Source organism: Exiguobacterium sp. s168 (assembly GCF_018619035.1).
GTDB classification, from domain to species: Bacteria; Bacillota; Bacilli; order Exiguobacteriales; family Exiguobacteriaceae; genus Exiguobacterium_A; species Exiguobacterium_A acetylicum.
Map to the genome: position 1 here is coordinate 18030 of NZ_JACSNE010000016.1, position 21958 is coordinate 39987.

A 21958-nucleotide genomic window follows, 5' to 3' on the forward strand; every position below is an offset into this window, starting at 1 on the left:
GGAATCATGAAAAAACGATATGCCTTTTTAGCAACAGCCTTACTCGGTGCAGGAGTCCTCGCGGGATGTGGAGACAGCAGTGCTGACGAAAAAGACAAGACGATCAAGATCGGGGCGACGAGCGGTCCGTATAGCGACATGGTCAAACAAGCGATCCAGCCGCAACTCGAAAAGAAAGGCTATAAAGTCGAAATCGTCGAGTTCAGCGATTACATCCAACCGAACATCGCCCTCGGTAGCGGGAATATCGACGCCAACTTGTTCCAACACTCGATCTATCTCAAGACGTTTTCTAAAGAAAAGAACCTCGACTTAAAAGGACTCATCACGGTTCCGACAGCACCGATGGGACTATACAGTAAGACAGCGAAGACACTCGACGACGTCAAGACAGGTGCTGAAGTCGCGACGCCGAATGATCCGACGAACCAAGCACGGGCACTGAACTTGCTTGCGGAACAAGGCTGGATCGAACTGAAGCCGGATGCTGATCCACTAACCGTTTCAGAGAAAGATATCGTCAAGAATCCGAAGAAACTCGTCATCAAACCACTCGAAGCGGCTCAACTGCCACGCGCTGTTGAAAGTGTCGATATCTCAGCCGTTCCAGGGAACTTCGCACTTGCTGCGAAATTCGACTTACTCGATGCGTTAGCGCTTGAGACGATGGACGAACAATACCGTAACCTCGTCGCTGTCCAAACGAAAGATGCGGACAAGCAAGTCGCAAAAGACTTAAAAGCAGCCGTCGAATCGGACGCCTTCAATACAGTCATCGAAAAATCATTTAAAGGTTTCAGCAAGCCTGAATGGGCAAACTGATTCAAAAAACGACCGAAATTCAACGAGATTACCTCTCCTTGAATTTCGGTCGTTTTGTGTTAAAACCGATACCACATCAGTTCTTCATCATGATACGTGTCATCGATTTTCAGCGCCCGTGGTTCAATCGCGTATGATTCAAAACCAAGTGATCGATACAACGCTTTAGCAGCTTCATTCGTCCGGACGACCGAGAGATGGACTTGCTCAATCACAGGATGCTGCTTTAATGTACGTAATGCCTCTTCTACGAGTTGTCGTCCGACCTGTTGCTTTCGGGCGCGTGGTGTGACGTACATCGCAAATAGATTCGCTCGATGTTTCATCTTAATCGGTTCTAAGCAAACGATGGTGACGACACCGACGAGTTCATTTTCATGAAACGCACCAAACGTCATCGACTGTTCGCTTTCAAGACGAGTTGCGTACCGTTCGATGGGTCGATCTTTTTCTGCTTCATAATCAGAGCCGAATGCCTCAGGATGGTTTCGTAAGGCTTCTAACCGCAGTGCTTTGTAACGAGTTGCATCATCAACCGTCAATTGACGTATTTTCAACTGCTCCACCCCCTGCCTGTAGTATAGTACAAACCGTTCCATGAAAAAGAGGACGACATCGAGCGATGTCGTCCTCCATTCTTCTATTAAGGTGTTCGGAAATTAATCGTGAAGTACGGTGAATCATCTCGGAATGCTACACCGACATCTGCCTGCTTGAAGCTCTTTTGAAGGATGTTATCGCGGTGTCCTTTCGAGTTCATCAAGCCCCAATGCGCAGCAAAGACGTTCGGATAGCCCATTGAGAGATTCTCACCGGCTCCCATGAACTTGATACCACCTTGTTCCATTCGATCGAACGGGTCACGACCTTGTGGATCCGTATGCGAGAAGAAATTATTTTTCGCCATGTTTTCGCTGTGACCACGTGTGACCGGCTTCAGTGCTGTGTACGGTGCTAACGGATTTGACTTATAGTCGGCCCGTTCCCAGTTCATCAACCGAAGCATCAGTTTCTCATCTGTCGTTCGTAACGCATTCGACGCAGTGCCGTAGAAGCCCTTTTTCTTCCCTTCGACGTCTTTTGGAATCGCAAGCGTCGCTTTGACCTTATTGCCGTCATGTTGATCGAAGAAGTATGTCACGTAATTGCCCTTCTTCTCGTAGACGGCGGCATGATCCAGATTCAACATGTAGTTCGTGTTGCCTTTACGATAGGACTTCACTGCGGTCCAACCTTTTTTCTTCAAGGAAGATTCCGTATCCTTATTCAAGACCGCGCCTTGCGTCGTCACGCCGTTCTTGAAACGATACTTCCCGTAGTCCTTACCATCTTTCGTCAAGGCGACGAATTCTTCCGTTGATGTCCGTCTGACTTCCCAGTCGTATCCTGGATACTCACTGCTATATCGATCAATCAGCTTGCCGCCGCTTTTCGGATAATCGGCTTCTGCTTGTTCCATTGGAATATTTTCATAGCCGAAAAAGGCTACTGCTGCTACTCCGATGATCAACCATTTTTTCATGTCCTCGTTTCGCCTCCTTCTACTTCATTACCTTTATTTTAAAAGAAAATCATTCCTTCGAACAGTCATCGGCTCTCATTTGTCTAAATCACATCTTTCGTCCATAAATCCGACACATTTCATGAGAACGTTCCCATTTAGACCAAATGCTTTTGTTTAGTCGATTCTTGAAAATATTTAGTACACATAATAAATGATTTTTCCCTTTTATTAAAATGTGTGAACATTCTTTTATTTCGTTCTCAGCGATTTTTGATTGCTCTCCGATTCTCGACTCGGTATCATTAGAATTCGTAAGCCAAACTTTCAATGCTTTTCCAAATAACATAATGATATGAAGGAGTTGACCTATGGTTTTACTGTATTTCATTTATGAATCCATTGCTTTTTTACCGATTCAACAATACTTATTTTCCGGCTGGATGATTCTTGTCGCGTTGACCGTATCGTTTAGCTTGGCTAATGCACATGAAGATGTCCGCCTGAATCAACGGCTCGGTTTCGAGTTGCTCGTACCCGGATCAGGTATGCTTCTCTCTAAGAAATTCATTCCTGGTCTTGCTATCATCCTTTTTTTAATCTTGATCCACTTCACTTATATGTTCCGTGTCATCCCTCTACCGATTGCTTTAATTTCTACGCTTTCCATCAGCACGCTCTCACTTCTTTCGCTTTTAATTCCAGCACGCAAAAAAGCGGACCGCTAAGTCCGCTTTCAAAAAAACAACGGACCTTCTTCGTCAAAAAGGTCCGTTGTCATATTATTGATAGTTTTTCGTTTCTTGTAATTTATAGCCGTTCGCTAATTCAAGCCACAGCGTTTTACCTTTTTTCGTTTTCACTTGGATAGCTGGGTTGTCTTGTGATACACGAAGAGCGAGAAGATCTCCTTGCTGATCAGCATGTGTTTCTCCAACCTTCTCCCACTTCGAACTGCCTTGACGTTCGATGAAGATATGTTTTCCTTTTTGAACAGCACGCCAGTTTCCGACTTCTGCTTTTCCTTTGACCGGTACGACCGTCTCTGCACCTTGAATCGAGATAATCGCTGGATCATGGTCACTCGCGCTACCATCTGCTTCCATATACTCTGAGTTGATATTGACAATATCAGACGACGTATACGACTTCAAGTTATTCGAGATCAAGATATGGTCGAGCACTTGAGCGTTTCCGTTATAGACATACGAGTACCGCTCTGATTCTGGAAGATCGTCGACTGTGTTCCACAAGTTATCACCTTTTAAGATATCAAGTGTTTTCGAGAACTGGAAGTCGTTCAAGTCACCGAGAACGACGACATTCGAGTCTTTGACTTCCGTCTTCAATTCAGAGACGAAGTCCTGAACGATGTTCGCAATCGCATGACGCTGGACTTCACTTTTACGTACGACCGGTTGGTTCTTACCGAAGTCAGCTCCGTCACCACCTTTTGAGTTGAAGTGGTTGACGATGACATGGTACGAATCACCATTGAAGAGGAATTCCGCGACGAGCGGTTTCCGTGAACTCGCGAAGTTCGGATCCGTCGGTTGGATACGACCCGGGTTTTTCGTTAACTTACCATTTTCCACCGTAACGGCTTCCGTCGCGCCACCTTTTTCACCTGGTGCGAGCGATACACGTGCTGGATTGTAGAGGAATCCGACACGGATGTTTCCGCCCGGCTGTCCACCATCCTTCTTGTCTTCTGGTGCGATGTCCGTATAGGCATAGCGGACACCCGTTTTCGCTTCGATCGCGGCGATCAATGTCTCAAATGATTTCGAAGCATCGACCGTGCCGCTATCCGTCGCACCATCGTTATCCTGCATCTCTGTCAAACCGACAATGTCCGGCGTTTTCAAGAATGTTGCGATACCTTCTGAGACACGATCGACTTTTCCAGCGTCTGCTGTTGAAGCGAAGTTCTCGACGTTGTACGAAGCGACAGTCAGGCGTGATTCACCTGTTTCGATGTTCGTCGGCTGACGATCCGCTTCACGCGCAACGAGTTTCGGAAGGTCCGCTGCTTTTGAAAGTACTTTATACGCCGAATAGTTGTAGCTCATGACCCCTTCGATCGTTCCGTCGAACGTATCACCAGCTTTTGCACGGAACGACGAGCTACCCATCTCAACGAAGAGACGTTCCGGGTTGACGTTGTCCTTCGTCAGGATTGGAGTTCCGCGTTTCGTATAGACCTTATTCGCCGTCTGCGTCCGAACTGGAATCGTCCGGTTTGCTTGCGGACCTGTGACGATTGCATTCGGTAAAGCGACACGCATGCCTTCTAAGCTTTCATACAAATCAATCGCGTCTTCTTCTGGGTCAAACTGAGAAAAAGAGTCGTTATCAACAACTTGTGTCGGAATCAAGACACCTTCATCACCGAGAACGATACTCGCTGGTAATCCTTCGTTGAGTGCACCCTTCACAAGATTGACCGTACTGATTTCCGTGACTGCTAAGTCAGTATCGAACTTATCGCTGTAGCCGCCAAGCAACCACTCTTTGACATATCCTGTCGTCGCGACTTTTTGTCCAACAGCAGCACCATGGTTTTTCGCATAGACGAGAATCCCTTCTGATGTCCGGCTGTCGTTATCCGGATTTGGATCCTGCATGTAGAAGTTGTTCGCATCGACGACGTACGTGACGACACCTGTCGTCCGGACGAGTTGATCTGCGTAAGGCGACGTATGCGCAACGCCTTGGATGTTGCTGATTTTCGTGATCGGTGGTGCGATATAATACTTGAATGTCGAAACCGCTGACGTTTTACCGTCCTTGACGGCAACTGCTTGAATCGTCACTTCATCGTTGATCGTGATCGGTGACGTATACACCGGACTGTCGACAGTTGGTGTCGTGCCATCGACCGTATAATGAATCGTTCCTTCACCTGATAATGTCACTCGATCTCCACGTTCAACTTCACCGACCGGAGAAGCTGTAGGTGCTGCGAGAACGTCGCCCGCTTCTGTCTGATGACTGCCGAGATTCGTCAGTGTATCAACCGGGAAGCTCGTCCACTGTGATGGTTCGTACGTTTTAGCGCCAGACGCGACGCTAGATTTCCGGACAAGTGTCGTATCTTTTGCGAAATCCGTCGATGAACCGAGTGGTCCGATGATATCAAGAACGACATCACCCTTTTTCAATGCGATCGGATCATTCCCGTTGAAGTTCAATGATCCCGTCGTCAATTGTGCTCTTGCTTTGATATCTGCATTCGCACTCGAGTTCGCGATGACGAACGTCTTCCCTGGATCCACTTTCCCCGATAGTGTGATTTTCGCTTCTGACGGCCCACCATTCGTATACTGAACGAGTGTATAGTCTGCTAAATCAATGATTTGCCCCGATCCATTGTATAGCTCGATTGCCTTGTTGTTGCTTGTTCCTTCTATGTATTCAGACAAGATGACGCCTTCGCCTTCTGCCCCGACAAGACCCGCTTGTGGAAGGATTCCTGCTGTTAATACTCCGGCCAATGCCCACTTTCCAAACGTACTGCCGTATTTCATGATGAGACCCCCTATTGAATTTTCTGACACTTCTTTATAATATCAGATTATATTCTCAATAGTGTATATTTTTCGTAAAAAAAGATACCATCCTTCGTAAATGAAAGAAATGGTATCGCTTACAACTTTTTATTATTCGTCTTTGTGACTTTCGTACCATTTTTCAGCTTGCGACGTCGCAATCGGGATCGCGCGTCCTTCTTCATACCCTTCTTCTAACAGAGCGTTCGCAATCTCAATCGCTTTTTTCCGAAGTGGCGGATCAAAATTCTTGAATGACTCTGGATAATCCTTTTCGTTCCATGGCATGTCGTCACCCCCTTCTTTCAGCATTACCCAAAAAAAGGCACAAAAAAAACGCCTCATCAGCGTGTCGTTGTTTTTGGTTGTCATGAGAATCGAGGATTACAGGTGATCAAAACACCTGAAACGACGAAAGCCCTACCTCTCTTTCGTTGTTACGGCTCCTTGGCCGCGCCAGCTGAATCAAGCATTTTAGCAAGAATCGTGATGCGTCTGCAACGGACGCATGATACTGGGATTTTTAGAAATAGCTCGGGAATGAGCGGAAAAGTATCGATTGGAAGGTTTATCTTGCTGGGTCAACTTCTCCTCGTAGTATGAAGAAGGACAAAATAAAAGCGATGACTTATGTCTGACTCATTTGTCAGTAGCGGTCTAAAAATCCTGACCTGTCGATTTAATTGTATGATATGGATTGAAGATTCTCACATGAGTGATCATCCCCGATTCATGACTTATATTAATCTATCACACTTTCTTTTATAAAGTCAATCTTTCTTTTAAAAAACCGTTTTCTCCTGTCTCAGAATTGGAGTTGCACCTGCCGTAAAAGCCGAGTATCGTGAAGAGGAATCATTACTATAGAAGAAACGAGGGAAATCCATCATGCCGAATCGACTTATCCATGAAACGAGTCCCTACCTATTGCAACACGCTCACCAGCCTGTCGATTGGTACCCATGGGGCGAAGACGCCTTCACTGCCGCTCGAGAAAGCGGCAAGCCGATCTTTTTATCGATTGGTTATTCGACGTGCCATTGGTGCCATGTGCTGTCTCATGAGAGCTTTGAGGATGAAGAAACGGCACGACTCTTGAACGAACGCTACATCGCAATCAAGGTCGACCGGGAAGAACGTCCTGACATCGACCATGTCTACATGACGGCGGCTCAAGTCATGAACGGACAAGGCGGCTGGCCACTGAGCGTCTTCATGACAGCGGACCAGCAACCGTTTTATATCGGCACGTATTTTCCGAAGACACCTCAGTTCAATCGTCCGAGTTTTCGTCAGGTGACGCTTCAGCTCAGCGAACAATTCCGCCGTTCACCAGATAAAATCGCCCAAGTCGGTCAGAACATGTCGCAGACGCTTCGTGACGTATTGCAGCCAGCGACGTCTACCCATACTTGGGATGAATCGATCATTCATGACACCTTTGATCAAGCGATGCGCCAATTCGACCGGCAACACGGTGGATTCGGAGAGGCACCGAAGTTTCCGTCGCCTGCCCTACTTCGTTTCTTGCTTGATTATTATCAATACGCGGAAGACGAGACGGCGCTCCATATGGTCATGCGATCGCTGATCGCGATGCGTGACGGTGGGATGACGGATCAAGTCGGCTACGGATTGTTCCGTTACACGGTCGATGCCGAGTGGCAGATTCCTCATTTCGAGAAGATGCTGTACGACAACGCGTGGTTCGCGACCTTATGCATCGAAACATACCAAGTGACTGGACAGATTCGGTTCCGACGCTACGCAGAAGAAGTGCTGACATTCGTAGAACAGGAACTGACCGCATCGGATGGCACCTTCTATGCCGCACTGGATGCGGATAGCGATGGGGGCGAAGGACATTTTTATACGTTCACGGCAGCAGAACTGACGGACTTGCTCGGGGTAGACGCACTATTCCCACGCTTCTATCATGCTTCAGCATCGGGAAACTTCGAGGGACGGAACATCTTTTACCGGACAGGTCAAACACTCGAGGCATTCGCGCGTTCTGTTCACTTGTCGCCTGCTGAAACAGCGGCGCAACTCGAACGCGAGCGCCAGCTTCTCCTCAATGCGCGAAATGAACGTCCGCGCCCGTTTCGTGATGATAAACGGTTGACATCCTGGAACGCGATGATGATCTCGACATTCGCTAAAGCCGGTCGCGTCTTTAGTGAACCGTATTATACTCATGTCTCAACGCGTGCGATGACGTCGCTTGAACGATTCGTCCGTACGGAGAATCAACTTGCCGTTCATTACCGCGAAGGACAAGCAACCGGACACGGATTCCTCGATGACTATGCGTATTTGATCGACGCACATCTTGAACTGTTCCAATCAACACGACGGGCGCTTCATCTAAAGGAGGCTTTAGCACTTGCAGATGTGCTACAAGAACAGTTCCAAACAGCGGATGGTTATTTTTATCTGACGTCTTCACACTCCGACGAACTACTCGTTCGTCCACTCGCTTTGTATGATGGGGTTACACCCGCCGGAAACAGCGTTGCCTTACATGTCTTCTTCACGCTCAGTCGCCTCACCGGGCGTCTCGTCTATCAAGAAAGTGCTGAACGGGCTCTTTCGGCATTAGTAGAGGAAGTCGAGCAACAACCAACAGGCTTTGCCTCACTTGTCAGTACTTTCACCTACCGGCAGATGGAACCGAAGGAATTGATCATCTTGATTCCTGAAGAGTCGGAGATTCCAATCGAAATCGATCAACTGCAACGGATGCGCTTGCCAGAAGTCGCTTTGTTGATTGGGACGAAGCGTGACCTTCTACCGCTTGTACCACTGCTCGCAGATTATCCTGAACCAAACGTACCTACTGCTTATCTCTGTCATGATTTTTCGTGTGAACGACCAACGACGAATCTGACGGAACTCCTCGCTCGTCTCAATATCTGACCATATTCCCTCTTGTTTAAAAAAACAGGAGGGTTTTCAAAAAACCAGGCCCCTTTTTTCAAAAAAATTCAATATTTTGTTCATAAAAATCCGATATTGTCGATAGTAAGGATAGGCAATAGATTTCACAACTTAGACTTAGACATCCTAGAAGCCGATTCCGTCCATCCGGACGAATATCTACTAGGAGGAAAGATACTTTGAACACGACATCATTCTCGAAGACCTTGAAGGTGTTCGCGAGCTTTCTCATCGTTTTCAGCATCGTTTTGACATCTTTACCAGTAGCTGAAGCAGCGACGACGAAAGCGACGTCCTACCGTCTGTCTACCGATAGTTATCTGTACGACAAGACGGCATCTTCTCGGAAACGCTTGTTGACGATCAAGACCGGAACTGTCGTTTCATCCACGTATGCTTCTGGAGCATTCAGAAGAGTGACATACGCTGGAAAAACGGGATATGTCGCGTCGAAATACCTCACGCTGTACGAAAAGAAACAAACCGTTTCTGGACAGCGCTACCTCGTCCTCAAAAAAACACCGATCAAAAAGACCGCAGTGGATACTGCAACGACGATCGGTACGTTGAACGAAGAGGATGTGTACTACACGTCACAACGTGTGACGAATCCATATGGCGAAACATGGTACCGCGTCAAATATGACGGGAAGACGGGCTATGTCGCTGCCGGTGCAAAAGCAGTCGCCTATAAAAAGGTGACGAACACGACGTCAAGAACGGTCGATGCTTACATCTTGCGTCAATACGCTGGAACAGGCTATCCAAAAGTCCAGACCATTCCCTCTGGAAAAGACGTCAAAGTCGTCGGTCGGATCGAGGACTGGGTCAGCGTTCAGTACGATGGAAAAAAAGGCTACATGCACCAAGATGCGTTCGCCTCTTCTGAAAAGCAGAATGTGACACTGATTCCACAGACTCGGTATCAGACCAAAAGTGTGACACCCCTTTACAGCCAAGCGGAAGCAAAGAACAACTTAGCCAGTCTTCCGAAAGGCACGATTGTCACATCACGCGCTAAGACGGCAACGTATCATCAAGTCACATACGCTGGTAAAACGGGTTACGTCTTATCCGCTACATTGGCAGAGTACACAGAAAAGACGAAGCTTCCGTCTTCACGCTTCCTGTTGACAGCATCACTTGCCATCAAGACGACACCTGCAACCAATGGAAAAACACTTGCGACACTAAGTGCTGGAAACGTCTACTACACGAAGACACGTGTGACGAATCCACTCGGTGAAACATGGTATCAAGTATCGAAGGAAGGTAAAACTGGCTTCGTATTAGCGAATCAGGCAACACCAATCGCTTACGAATCACAATCAAACCTTTCATTGAAAACGACAGCCGCGACAACGATCCGCTCGTATGCAGGTCCATCGTATGCTGCAGTGCAAACGATCCCGAGCAATACGATCATCAAAATTTCTGGACGGATCGGCAATTGGTACCGGGTCAGTTATAACAGTAAAACAGGATATGCTGCTTCCAGCACCTTTACGACGCTTGCAACGAAGCAGAAAATTGCAGGCGCACGCTTTGAACTTGAAAAAGCAGTTTCGATCAAATCTTCACCAGATGTAAAAGCATCCACGCTGACAACACTGCAGAGCGGTGACATCTACTACACGACACAACTCGTGACGTCAAACGGTCAGCAATGGCATCGTGTGAGCAAGGATGGAAAGACAGGCTACATTCCTGTCGGTCAAGGCAAGAGCGTTCGTTATCAATCGGATCGGATCGTCATGCAAACGACGACTTCGACACCATTACGCTCATATGCCGGAAACACTTATGCGACTGTCAGAACGATTCCTTCTGGTACGAGCATCACGGTCACTGGAATGATCGACGACTGGTATCGTGTGACGTACAGCGGGAAAACTGGTTACATCGCTTCACGTTACGCTAAGGAAAAAGTCATGACGCAATCGATTCCATCTTCTTCTTATCGCCTTGGGCGTACTGTCGAAGTAAAAACGTCGCACCAAGCGACAGCTGACACTCTCGTTCGCCTCTCTTCTGGAGACGTCTACACGACGAATCAAGTCGTCACGACTGGGCGTTCGGAGCAATGGCATCGCCTGACGGTTGACGGGAAAACCGGTTACATTCAAATCAATCAAGGTTCACCTGTCACATACGAAAGTGTCAATAACCACCGCTATCAAGCAACGACGGATACGACACTCCAGTCGGATGCCGGTTCAGCTTATGCGACGGTGACGAAGCTGCCAAAAGCAGCCGTCGTTCAAGTAACAGGTAGTCTCGATCAGTGGTTAAAAATCAGCTACGCTGGTAAAAACGGCTATGTTTTAAAATCAACACTGACACCGTACACGGAAACGAAAAAGATTACGGGTGCACGCTTCTTGGCGAATCAATCCCTTGTCGTCAAACAAGCACCGGACGATCAAGCAGCAACTGTAACAACACTCTCGTTCGGGAATGTCTATTACACATCTTCTTTGATCACGTCGTACACGAACAGTTCGTGGCATAAAGTGACGATTGATGGCAAAACGGGTTACATCCGGACTGGTCAAAACACGTCATCAATCAAATACGAAGCAAAACAAAAATTGTACGTACGGGCTACATCAAACGTTGCTTTACGCTCTTACGTCGGTAGCTCATACAATGTCATCAAGACGCTTCCTCAAAATCTCGTCGTCACCGTCTCTGGTCAAATCGGTGATTGGTATAAGATTTCCTACGATGGCAAAAGTGGATATGCGTATAAGGGGGCGTTCGTGACGACTTCTTCTAAATTAAACGTCTATAACTCCGTCGCGACACCGTATACGTTCGATAGTTTCATCAGTGCACAGATGAAACTAAATCCACCTCCGCAAACGGATATCTACAAAAACAAATTGATGTACGTCAGTACGGGGTACGTCCGTCTCGGTGGTGCACTCGATCCAGTCAATGGAACGATTGCGACTGTCACAGCGACGACACCGCTCAACATTCGTTCAGGCGCTTCGACTGCCAGTCACGTCTATGGTCAATTCCAGCCTGGTCGGATGATTCGCGTCTATCAATCCGTCAGTGGCTTCTATACGACGTACCCACGTGTCTATTCGAACGCAACGAATTACTCGACGATCCAGTGGTTGAACGCACTCGAAACAGACGTCCGTAACGCTGCTGACCCACTTAAGGTCGACCGAAATTCTTCAGACTTCTATCAGTTCCTTGATCTATCGAAAACAACAGGTGCGTCACCTGCGACACTCGATAAGATGTTAGCGAACGTGACGAAAGGCGAAGGAATCTTTAACAAGTGTAGCAATGGTAGTTGTGGTCAAGCGTTCATCGATGCTGGTCAAAAGTACAGCGTCAACGAAGCTTACTTGATTTCGCACGCTTTGCTTGAGACAGGTAACGGAAAATCGACACTCGCAATGGGTGTGACATGGAATGGACGCAAAGTCTACAACATGTACGGCATTGGTGCGTATGATTACGATGCAATCAACACTGGTGCTGCTTATGCGTACAGCCAAGGTTGGTTCACTCCGGAAGCCGCGATTGTTGGTGGTGCTGAATTCATCAGCACGAAGTACATCCACAATGCCTATGGACAAAATACGCTTTACAAAATGCGTTGGAGTCCGATGCGCCCTGGTAGCCATCAGTACGCAACAGACATGGGATGGGCCGTCAAACAGACATCACGGATCTATTCACTCTATCAACAGATGGATAGCTATACGGCTACCTTCGATATTCCGGTCTTCGCTCGTTAAGGGATAGTTAAAAGCATACACGCAAAGGAGTAGTTCTTCTCTTGATAGAGAAAGACTACTCCTTTTTCGTAATATTTATAAATTGAAAAGTAAATGACGTCACTCTCGTTTTTATGGCGGACGTTTCCGACATCCTCGCTTTCCACAGGCGGGAGGTAAGCCGCGACATCTCGCACTCCATGCGATTTGTCGGGTCTCACCTATCCCTGACGGAAGCGCTAACCGCACTTCCTTTTCCTGTAGGAGTCAAGGATGTACGGTTGCGTCCTACTAAATGAAATCGATAAGCGCATCATTTTTACGGACAAAGTAGTCCTTTTTCTTCTTCGTTTCTACTTTCTATACCTGGAAGAAAAAAACGCGATTTGTTCACTCGAAATCGCTTCCTAGGGAAAAACAAGCAGGAGCGACCCTGCAACGAATTGAAGCAGCGCGATGCTTGTCCCAGGAAAACGATGCGAGGTGAACAAAAAAAGTGCAATCTTTCTCGCTAAGAGAAAAACTACACTCTGCCTTCATATGAATGGTACTCCATAATACTACGAAACACTGTTACCTTTGAATGATACGAAGAGAACCCCTGCATTTACGCGGAAGGGCTCCCCTAGCGTTCCATGTCATCGGCAACGATTTGAATATCGATCCCGCGGACATGACGCATGATTTCATTGATGATCGATCCACGCCGGACTTCCTGCCAACGGGTCCGTGCAGATTGACCGAGGACGATTTGGGTAATGCGATGATGCTTGGCAGCTGCCGTGATCGCTTGGGCGATCGAGCGCTCGCCTTGAATCCGGATCAGCACCTCTGCTCCGAACAAGGAGCCACTCTCGCGGACCATCGCAAGCACTTCTTTTTGTTTGGTATTCAGTTGATTCTCAACCGTCGGTAAAATCGTCAGTACATATAGATCTGCTTTTAGCCGGCTCGCCATCCGAAAGCCGCGATAGATCAACTTCCGTGCGTTGTCATTGAGCTGGATACAGACGAGAATCCGTTCTTGTAGCGACGCCGGATCCTTTTCAATCAACAAGCGTGATTGATAGACTTGATCGTCGACTTCGTCCGCGACCTGACGTAGCGATAACTCACGTAAGCTCGCAAGATTCTGAAGCGAAAAAAACGAATTCAAGCTCTGTTCAATCTTTTCCTTCTTATAGATCTTTCCTTGCTCGAGTCGTTCCCGTAACGTCTGTGGCGTGACATCGACGAGTAGAATCTCATCGGCTTCACCGAGAAACGGATCCGGGATACGTTCTCGGACTTCGACGCCCGTCACTTCTTTGACTTTAAAGAGCAAGCTTTCGAAATGCTGGATGTTGACGGCCGAATAAACGTTGATTCCCGCTTCAAGCAATGCTGCGACATCTTGATAGCGTTTCTTCCGTACCGATCCTGGCGCATTCGTATGCGCCAGTTCATCGATCAATACGATATCGGGGCGACGGGCAATGATCGCGTCCACGTTCACCTCGGGGAATGTCTTGTCCTTATAGACGACTTCAAGTAGCGGGACTTGTTCGAGTTGCCCGACCATCTCTGCCGTCTCTTTTCGACCATGCGTCTCAATCAGACCGATGACGACATCCTTACCCTCAAGCGTCAATGTTCGTGCATCGGCAAGCATCTTATACGTTTTTCCGACACCAGGAGCTGAGCCGATGTACAGCTTCAGCTTTCCTCGTGTCATGACTTACTCCGATCAAGCGCTAAGTTCAAACGCAGGACATTGACGTAATCATGGGTTCCGGCTTCTTTCGTGATCAACTTCCGCACTTCTTCACGCGACAGGTCGCGCGCGGTTGCGATACGCTTCGCCTGAACCAAAGCATAATCGACTGAGATGTGCGGATCGAAGCCAGAACCGGATGTCACGAGGGCATCGTCCGGAAGCGAAGCGCCGTCCTCTTGGTTCTGTTTCTGTAATTCTGCCATCTTCGTGCCAAGCTCCGGGTTCGATGCTGCTAAGTTATCTCCAGCAGACGCTCCCGCTAATTGATCGACCGCTGATGGACGTCCGTGAAAATACTGTTTCGACGTGAACGGCTGGGCAATCAATTCCGATCCGATGAATTTTCCGTTTTCTTGCACTAAAGAACCTTCAGCTTTATCCGGTACGAGTAGTTGACCGAACAGGGTCAATAAGGCGGGAAAGACGATCCCGCATAACGCTGCGACGAAGACCGTCACACGAATGGCTTGTTTCATGATTCGTTTTCTCCTTAGAGGATGCTTGCAAGCAAGACATCGATGATTTTAATCCCAATGAACGGTACGACGACACCGCCAAGACCGTAGATCAGTAAGTTACGACCGAGTAATTGATCCGCCGTCATCGGTTTGTAAGTGACTCCTCGCATCGCAAGCGGAATCAACATCGGAATGATGATCGCATTGAAGATCAAGGCAGACAAAATCGCTGTCGTCGGGGAATCAAGACGCATGATATTGAGTACTTCCATCTGTGGAATGGCGACCATGAACATTGCCGGGATGATCGCAAAATATTTCGCGACATCGTTTGCGATCGAGAACGTCGTCAACGCTCCCCGTGTCATCAAGAGCTGCTTCCCGATTTCGACGACTTCGATGATCTTCGTCGGGTTTGAATCAAGATCAATCATGTTCGCTGTTTCTTTCGCCGCTTGTGTTCCGCTGTTCATCGCGAGACCGACATCGGCTTGAGCGAGTGCTGGTGCGTCATTCGTACCGTCTCCCGTCATCGCGACGAGGTGACCGGCTGCTTGTTCCTGCTGGATGACACGGATTTTATCTTCTGGTTTACATTCCGCGACGAAATCATCGACGCCTGCTTCGCGGGCGATCGTTGCTGCCGTCAACGGGTTGTCACCGGTACACATGACCGTCTTGATGCCCATTTCACGCAGTCGATCAAATCGTTCACGCATGCCCGGTTTCACCGTATCTTTCAAATAGATGACGCCAAGGATCGTTGCGTCGATCGCGACGACAAGTGGTGTGCCGCCAAGACGAGAAACCGCATCTACTTTCTCTTGTAAATCATTCGGAATGGCGCCGCCTTGCTCCTTGACCCATTCTTGAATCGCTTGCCCTGCCCCTTTACGTACGCGGCGACCATCTCTTAAGTCGAGTCCGGACATTCGTGTCTCTGCGCGAAACGGTACGATCTCTGCACCATCTAACCAGTGTTGTTCCACCGGCATTGCGCGAAGTTCAGCGAGTTCAAGAACGGAACGTCCTTCTGGTGTCTCATCAGCGAGCGAGGCGAGGATTGCCCCCTCGAACGCCTGCTCAGCAGTGCGTCCGCCGACTGGTGTGATTTCCGACGCCATCCGGTTCCCGAACGTGATCGTTCCCGTTTTATCCAGAATGATTGTCTGGATATCACCTGCTGCTTCGACCGCCTTTCCGCTCATCGCGATGACGTTAAAGCGCGTAACGCGGTCCATTCCGGCGATTCCGATCGCAGACAGCAGACCACCGATCGTCGTCGGAATCAAACAGACGAGTAAGGCAATCAAGATTGGACCTGACAGATCAAATCCAAGGTAGTTCGTAAAGACCGGTAATGTCATGACGACAAGTAAGAAAATCAATGTCAAGCTCGTCAAGAGCGTTGATAACGCGAGTTCGTTTGGTGTCTTTTGACGACTTGCGCCTTCGACGAGGGCAATCATCTGATCGAGGAACGACTCACCTGGATTGCTCGTGATTCGAACTTCAATCTCGTCACTGACGACGAGTGTGCCGCCGATGACCGAGGAGAAATCACCGCCCGCTTCCTTGATGACGGGTGCGGATTCACCGGTGATCGCTGATTCATCAATCGAAGCAAGTCCTTTGATGATTTCACCGTCACCCGGTACATACTCCCCTGCTCGGACGAAGACGATATCGCCCTTCCGAAGGGTCGCAGACGAAACGCTTTGAATCAGTTGCCCGACACGTTTACGTGCCATGACATCTGCCTTTGACGCTTTCAATGAGTCCGCTTGGGCTTTCCCGCGTCCTTCCGCAATCGATTCCGCGAAGTTCGCGAATAAGACCGTCAAAAAGAGGATGATGCTGACCGTCAAGTTAAAGCCACGCATTTCGTCAATGAAGATCGTATAGCCGATTGCGAGCAAGCAGCCGATCCAGACGACGAACATGATCGGTTGTTTGACCATATTGACGGGATTTAATTTTTTAAAGGCATCGATCGTCGCTTGACGCGCGATCGAGCCATTGATTGCTGATTTGGATTGGTGTTCCGGCTCCCCGTTCGGTTGGTGTTCCTCGGGCGTCGGATGCATGATTCGTTCCATCATATGCTTTTATCTCCTGTTCACATCGTCAGCCAATCCGCGACCGGTCCAAGTACGAGCACTGGCAAGAATGTCAATGCACCGACGAGTACGACCGTACCGAGGAAGACTGTTCCGAAGAGTGGTGTATCTGTCTTAAACGAAAATTCATCTTGCGGAACCGATGGCTTCGCTTTAAGCGAACCCACGATTGCAAGCATCAAGATCAATGGGATGTAGCGTCCGAAGAATAGCGCGAATGATGTCGAGACGTTCCAGTAGACGTTGGCGTCGCCAAGCCCTTCAAACCCGGATCCGTTATTCGCCGTCGCGGACGTGAACTCGTACAAGACTTGCGACAGTCCGTGATAACCTGGGTTCGAGATGCCGGCAACGCCTGGTGCAACATACATCGAGATTGCCGTTCCGACGAGAATTAGGAATGGCGGTACGAGTAGTGCGATCGCGATCATCTTCACTTCGAACGTCTCGATTTTCTTCCCGAGGAACGTCGGTGTACGACCGATCAAGAGACCTGTTAGGAAGACTGCGACGAAGGCGTACAGCAAGACGTTCAGGAACCCTGCACCTGCTCCACCGTAAACGACGTTGAGCATCATGTTGCCGAGCTGGATCAATCCAGCGAGTGGATGCAGTGAGTCATGCATCGCGTTAACCGCACCGGTTTCAGCTGCCGTCGTAATCGAACTGTAGAGCGCCGGTCCAATTTGACCAAACCGTAATTCCTGACCATGCGCTGTTGGATTCGCAAGTAAGCTTCCTGCCATTCCGACCGTCATCATGATGAAGAGAAGCGTCATGACACCAAGGAACAGTCGCCCTTGTTTCGCCGAACCGATGATTTTGCCGTAAGCAATCGGAAGAGACATCGGAATCAGTAGCATCAAGAACATTTGGATGAAGTTGACGAATTGGTTCGGGTTCTCAAATGGATGAGCACCATTGACACCAAAGAAACCACCACCGTTATTACCAAGCTGTTTGATGACTTCAAAAGCAGCAACCGGTCCACGGTAAATCAATTGCTTCGCTCCTTCGAGCGTCGTGACGCTGATCGCCCCTCCGAACGTCTGTGGTACACCGAAGACGATCATGACCATCCCGAATACGAGTGAAATCGGAATCAAGATCCGGAAGATAAAGCGAACGAAGTCGGCATAGAAGTTACCGAGCGGTTTGTTCGCAAGACCACGAATGACAGCGATACAGACCGTGAATGCCATCGTTGGAGCGACGAACAACATCGTTCCAAGGACGAACGTTTGCGAGAGGTATGAGAGTGCCTCGCCTGAATAGTGTTGTTGATCGGTGTTCGTCATGAAACTGATCGTCGTATGCAGCGCTGTCGACCAGTCGAGATTCACAGCACCGTTCGGATTGAGCGATAGACTGCCTTGGAAACGAAGTAGCAAATAACCACCGATGAAGAAGAAAACATTTACGAGCAACAAACTTTTCGAATAGCCGACCCACGATTGATCGTGCTTCTTTTCATCGACACCGAGTAACAACAGGAGTCGTCGTTCGACCTTACCGATTTTATCGACCCGACGTTCTGCGACAGGTGCGAAGTATATCCCGATGTAGCGACCAAGTAAGACCGCCGCGCAAAGTGCGATGACGAGTAGGATCCAAAATTGGATCATGAATTGAGTCCACATGTTTTTCTGTTCTCCCTATGCGATTAGAATTTTTCTGGATACATCAGACAATAACCGAGATACAAGAAGACGAGACAGCCCGTCGCCAGTAAAAACCATGTCATTTGCGGTCACCCGCTCTCCACTGGACACGCTCGATCAGATGAATCATTCCGAACGTCGTACCGAAGAAGAAGGCAAGCAGTAAAATACTCCACAGCTCTCCCATTATGAAAATACCCCCATATTATTCAATATTTTTACAATTAAACACGACAAAAAGACGATGTGAGGCAATAAACGGCCCCAGCATCGCCTTAATACTTTGGCATACTGAAAAAGAGTCGTTCCCTCCTAAAACGCCTGCGAGGTTAGCTGTCGGATTCGGGCATACCTAGGAATTCGCCCTACCTTTCCCGTTCGGAAAGGATTCACCCCGTGTCACGTGTCGTGACGGTTGGGTCCCCCGCTTCAATCATGAATTCGGCGTACTTTGAGATCGAAGCATTAACATGTTAGTGTTCGTTGATGAGATGGATATTACTCCGATTGTTTGAGGTTGTAAATAGAAAAGTTGAAAAAAATATAGTCTGATTTTTTAATGACTTACTTTCGAAAAATAGCGTTTTTCCGCCCTATGCTATAGAAGAAAAAAAACCACAGAAATCGATTCCTTCATCTAAAATGGAGGAACTCCATTTTAGCGAGAATCGTTCCGCGGTTTCATGAACGAACAATGATTATGATTGCTGATTCATTTTGGCATGGACCGTCAAAGGAGCTAGCATCGTCACCCATAGGGCAACCACTCCAGAAACAAGAATCACAATATCGCGTTCGAACCCAAGCGTCAGCAATGTAATACAACTACTGACCAGGACGAGACAAAGCGTCGCGATCATGACGAACCGCGATTGTTTCAACATTTTTCTCATGTGGCATCTCTCCTTTCCTTCCATATTCCTTTTCATCGTAACAAAGATTCGTCGAAAAAGCGCCGCTGACACCCGATTGTGATGTTTCTGTCATCTCGTAAGTAGCGATAGAAGACGACGAGAAAACGGATTTGTTACACTGGAGAAGTACTTAAAAAGGGGGAATCGATATGTTACAAGATCATTCATTTCAACGCGTCGACGGAACGTCGGCATCCTTAAGTGACTACCCAGCTCAAGCATGGCTGATCGTCAATACAGCCAGCAAATGTGGCTTAACGCCACAGTTCGAAGGACTCGAGCAATTGCATCAAGACTATCGTTCGCAAGGATTGACCGTACTTGGTTTCCCATGTAATCAGTTCGCGAATCAAGATCCGGGAACGGACGAGGAGATTCAGTCGTTCTGCCAAGTCAACTACGGCGTGACATTCCCCGTCTTCTCAAAAATCGATGTCAACGGTGAGCAAGCACATCCGCTATTTGAGGAACTGAAAGCACAAGCACCAACGACGGACGGTACAACAGACGTCGAGTGGAATTTCACGAAATTCCTCGTGACCCGTGATGGAGAAGTGACGCGGTTCTCACCAAAAACGAATCCAACTGATTTGACGGCAGCAATTGAACGATTGCTCGTTCAAGTCTAAAAAATAAGCTTCCCTCCTTCTCTCTTGAAGGAACGGAAGCTTATTTTTATGTTGTCCCCGGCTCGAGATGACGACTGATCATCTCTTCCGCCAATCGTTTGACGTCATCGATATCGCGCATTTCCGTGAACGGATGTCCCCAGACGATCAGCTCTTCGATTTCTTCAATCGGTTGTGTCGTGTAGTGTGTACCATCGGCAACGAACTCTTGCGCAATCGTGGATTCAAAGGCAGCATATTTCAGGAGCCACGGCTTTTCACTCAAGATTTTTTGCGCATGTTTCGCTTGCTTGAACGTAACATCACCGACGAGGACGACCGGATCGAATCGTTCATGGAGCGGATGCGTATATTGAACAGAGATCAGCAATCCATGTTGGTTCGTTTTTTCTTGTTGCCGGACATACGTCCGTGTTAAAAAATGCGGCACGAGTGACTCTGCACTCTCCTTCGTCTGATGGATGCTCAGACCATGTTCCGTTTGGACGACTTCCGGGAGAACCGGTTCGTATCCACGGTTTGCTAATTGTTGATCGAGCTCTTTGAATAATAGCAGGGTATGTTCGACCAGCGCTCGGACTTGGCGAAACGATAATTGAATCGATTGATTGATCATACGATGACCTACCTTCTCTAAAAGTATGGCAATATACAGTTATTTACCCAAACTTTTCCGACTTCATCCCTGTTTCAGTGAAAGTTCCTCGAGCCACTTACGTGCTTGTTCACTCATACGAGCCATCGTCTGTTCTCGCTCGAGCGTGATTGCTTGTCCGGCATGGATCGAGCGACAATCGAGTGCGTGCGGCATGTTTTCTTCGACGATTCCGGCAAGGATCAGACAAGGAACGTCAGCTGCTTTTGCCATCCGCGTGACCTCACCTGGTAACTTACCGATTTGACTTTGACGGTCGACGCGTCCTTCGCCTGTCCAGACATAATCGGCTTGCTCCATCCGCTCTGCTACGCGAAGATGTTGCAGGATCGTCTTGGCTCCCGGAACGATCGTGCCGCCAAGCGCATAGACCGCTCCCCCGAGTCCACCGGCTGCTCCAGCTCCTTTAACATTCTCTAGTCCAAGTAACCGCCCGATCCGTTCAAGTTGCTGATCGAACTTTACGATGTCTTCTGGGAGCAGTCCTTTTTGCAGACCGAACAGATACGCTGGACCATCTGGACCATGATAAAGGGCTGTCACATCGACGAGCGCTTCCAGTTGAACAGGATACGCCGGGCATTGAATAGCATACGTCTCAAATAACGGATTCGTTTGAAACGAAATCAGATCACCAGACGCATCTTCAAGCCGACAACCGACTTCCGCGAGCAAACCGAGTCCTCCATCCGTCGTACCAGTCCCACCTAAAGCCAGTCGGATATGCGTGATTCCCTGATCGCGTAACTGAGCAATCAAACGACCGACACCACGCGTATTCATTCGAACGGGATCATCCTCGCTTCGCCGCATCGGCAGTCCACAAATACGCGCGACTTCGATGACGGCATCTGTACCCCTGACTGCATACTCTACTTCACACGGACGACCTGCCAAATCCATCGTCATCGCCGTCTTCACGTCATATCCGAGTGCGAGATAGACATCGAGCGTTCCCTCCCCGCCGTCCGCAACAGGCGAAAAATCGATGATCGCTGTCGAATCATACGCTCGGATCCCAGAGGCGACCGCTTCTGCCGCCTCTTTCGAAGAAATACTCCCTTTGAATGCATCCATCAAAATCAAGTGACGTCCCATCTGCATATTCCCCCTAAAAAACTCATATCAAGTTTTGATTGCGTTTCCAATTAATGTTACGATGATACTAATTTCAAATTACCATTACCTTATCTGACATTTCATTTTAC

16 protein-coding genes and 1 riboswitch are annotated in these 21958 nt (G+C 48.3%); of the genes, 5 read left to right on the plus strand and 11 right to left on the minus strand.

Features of this window, described 5'->3' with window-relative positions:
• Positions 1–6 precede the first annotated feature (6 nt).
• On the plus strand, positions 7–822 hold the full coding sequence (locus KNQ15_RS10305; RefSeq protein WP_064299347.1) for a MetQ/NlpA family ABC transporter substrate-binding protein: 816 nt from the start codon (positions 7–9) through the stop codon (positions 820–822).
• A gap of 59 nt (positions 823–881) precedes the next feature.
• Here the strand turns inward: KNQ15_RS10305 and KNQ15_RS10310 are convergent, their stop codons facing one another.
• Both KNQ15_RS10310 and KNQ15_RS10315 read right to left on the minus strand, forming a co-directional pair.
• Entirely contained in the window at positions 882–1379 is a 498-nt protein-coding gene (locus tag KNQ15_RS10310) for a GNAT family N-acetyltransferase (RefSeq protein ID WP_214729244.1), read from the minus strand.
• A gap of 86 nt (positions 1380–1465) precedes the next feature.
• Positions 1466–2344, minus strand: a complete 879-nt coding sequence (locus tag KNQ15_RS10315) for a CAP domain-containing protein (RefSeq protein ID WP_214729245.1) — start codon at positions 2342–2344, stop codon at positions 1466–1468.
• A gap of 350 nt (positions 2345–2694) precedes the next feature.
• Here KNQ15_RS10315 and KNQ15_RS10320 point away from each other — a divergent pair, with 350 nt between their 5' ends.
• On the plus strand, positions 2695–3051 hold the full coding sequence (locus tag KNQ15_RS10320) for a hypothetical protein (protein ID WP_050678127.1): 357 nt from the start codon (positions 2695–2697) through the stop codon (positions 3049–3051).
• Between the two features lie 54 nt (positions 3052–3105).
• Here KNQ15_RS10320 and KNQ15_RS10325 read toward each other — a convergent pair whose 3' ends face one another.
• The gene (locus tag KNQ15_RS10325) at positions 3106–5853 is read right to left on the minus strand and encodes an FN3 associated domain-containing protein (RefSeq protein WP_214729247.1); all 2748 of its coding nucleotides are present in this window, start codon (positions 5851–5853) and stop codon (positions 3106–3108) included.
• A 132-nt stretch (positions 5854–5985) separates the two neighbouring features.
• Positions 5986–6162 (minus strand): DUF2188 domain-containing protein, encoded by a 177-nt coding sequence (locus tag KNQ15_RS10330; protein WP_214729249.1) that lies wholly within the window; start codon positions 6160–6162, stop codon positions 5986–5988.
• Positions 6163–6762: 600 nt separating this feature from the next.
• Here KNQ15_RS10330 and KNQ15_RS10335 point away from each other — a divergent pair.
• Together KNQ15_RS10335 and KNQ15_RS10340 are read left to right on the plus strand one after the other, a co-directional pair.
• Positions 6763–8793 (plus strand): thioredoxin domain-containing protein, encoded by a 2031-nt coding sequence (locus tag KNQ15_RS10335; RefSeq protein ID WP_251137660.1) that lies wholly within the window; start codon positions 6763–6765, stop codon positions 8791–8793.
• A 200-nt stretch (positions 8794–8993) separates the two neighbouring features.
• Positions 8994–12578 (plus strand): SH3 domain-containing protein, encoded by a 3585-nt coding sequence (locus KNQ15_RS10340; RefSeq protein WP_214729251.1) that lies wholly within the window; start codon positions 8994–8996, stop codon positions 12576–12578.
• 604 nt (positions 12579–13182) lie between these two features.
• Here KNQ15_RS10340 and KNQ15_RS10345 read toward each other — a convergent pair.
• From KNQ15_RS10345 to KNQ15_RS10370, 5 genes are all read right to left on the minus strand, one after another.
• Positions 13183–14271: a universal stress protein gene (locus KNQ15_RS10345; protein WP_214729253.1), complete on the minus strand. Its 1089-nt coding sequence runs from the start codon at positions 14269–14271 to the stop codon at positions 13183–13185.
• Complete coding sequence (gene kdpC, locus KNQ15_RS10350; protein ID WP_047392976.1) at positions 14268–14789, minus strand: K(+)-transporting ATPase subunit C; 522 nt, start codon at positions 14787–14789, stop codon at positions 14268–14270. The genes KNQ15_RS10345 and kdpC overlap by 4 nt, the downstream gene beginning before the upstream one ends.
• 14 nt (positions 14790–14803) lie before the next feature.
• Positions 14804–16870, minus strand: a complete 2067-nt coding sequence (gene kdpB / locus KNQ15_RS10355) for a potassium-transporting ATPase subunit KdpB (protein ID WP_483299354.1) — start codon at positions 16868–16870, stop codon at positions 14804–14806.
• Positions 16871–16890: 20 nt separating this feature from the next.
• Positions 16891–18531 (minus strand): potassium-transporting ATPase subunit KdpA, encoded by a 1641-nt coding sequence (kdpA, locus tag KNQ15_RS10360; protein ID WP_214729257.1) that lies wholly within the window; start codon positions 18529–18531, stop codon positions 16891–16893.
• 324 nt (positions 18532–18855) lie between these two features.
• A riboswitch (cyclic di-AMP (ydaO/yuaA leader) is annotated at positions 18856–19009 on the minus strand.
• A 241-nt stretch (positions 19010–19250) separates the two neighbouring features.
• Positions 19251–19445 (minus strand): hypothetical protein, encoded by a 195-nt coding sequence (locus KNQ15_RS10370; RefSeq protein ID WP_029342614.1) that lies wholly within the window; start codon positions 19443–19445, stop codon positions 19251–19253.
• 170 nt (positions 19446–19615) lie between these two features.
• Here KNQ15_RS10370 and KNQ15_RS10375 point away from each other — a divergent pair, with 170 nt between their 5' ends.
• Positions 19616–20095, plus strand: a complete 480-nt coding sequence (locus KNQ15_RS10375) for a glutathione peroxidase (protein WP_214729259.1) — start codon at positions 19616–19618, stop codon at positions 20093–20095.
• Positions 20096–20141: 46 nt separating this feature from the next.
• On the opposite strand, the gene KNQ15_RS10380 is transcribed toward KNQ15_RS10375, so the two are convergent.
• Entirely contained in the window at positions 20142–20711 is a 570-nt protein-coding gene (locus KNQ15_RS10380; protein ID WP_069940967.1) for a hypothetical protein, read from the minus strand.
• A gap of 63 nt (positions 20712–20774) precedes the next feature.
• On the minus strand, positions 20775–21848 hold the full coding sequence (locus tag KNQ15_RS10385) for a glycerate kinase (protein WP_214729261.1): 1074 nt from the start codon (positions 21846–21848) through the stop codon (positions 20775–20777).
• Between the last annotated feature and the right edge of the window lie 110 nt (positions 21849–21958).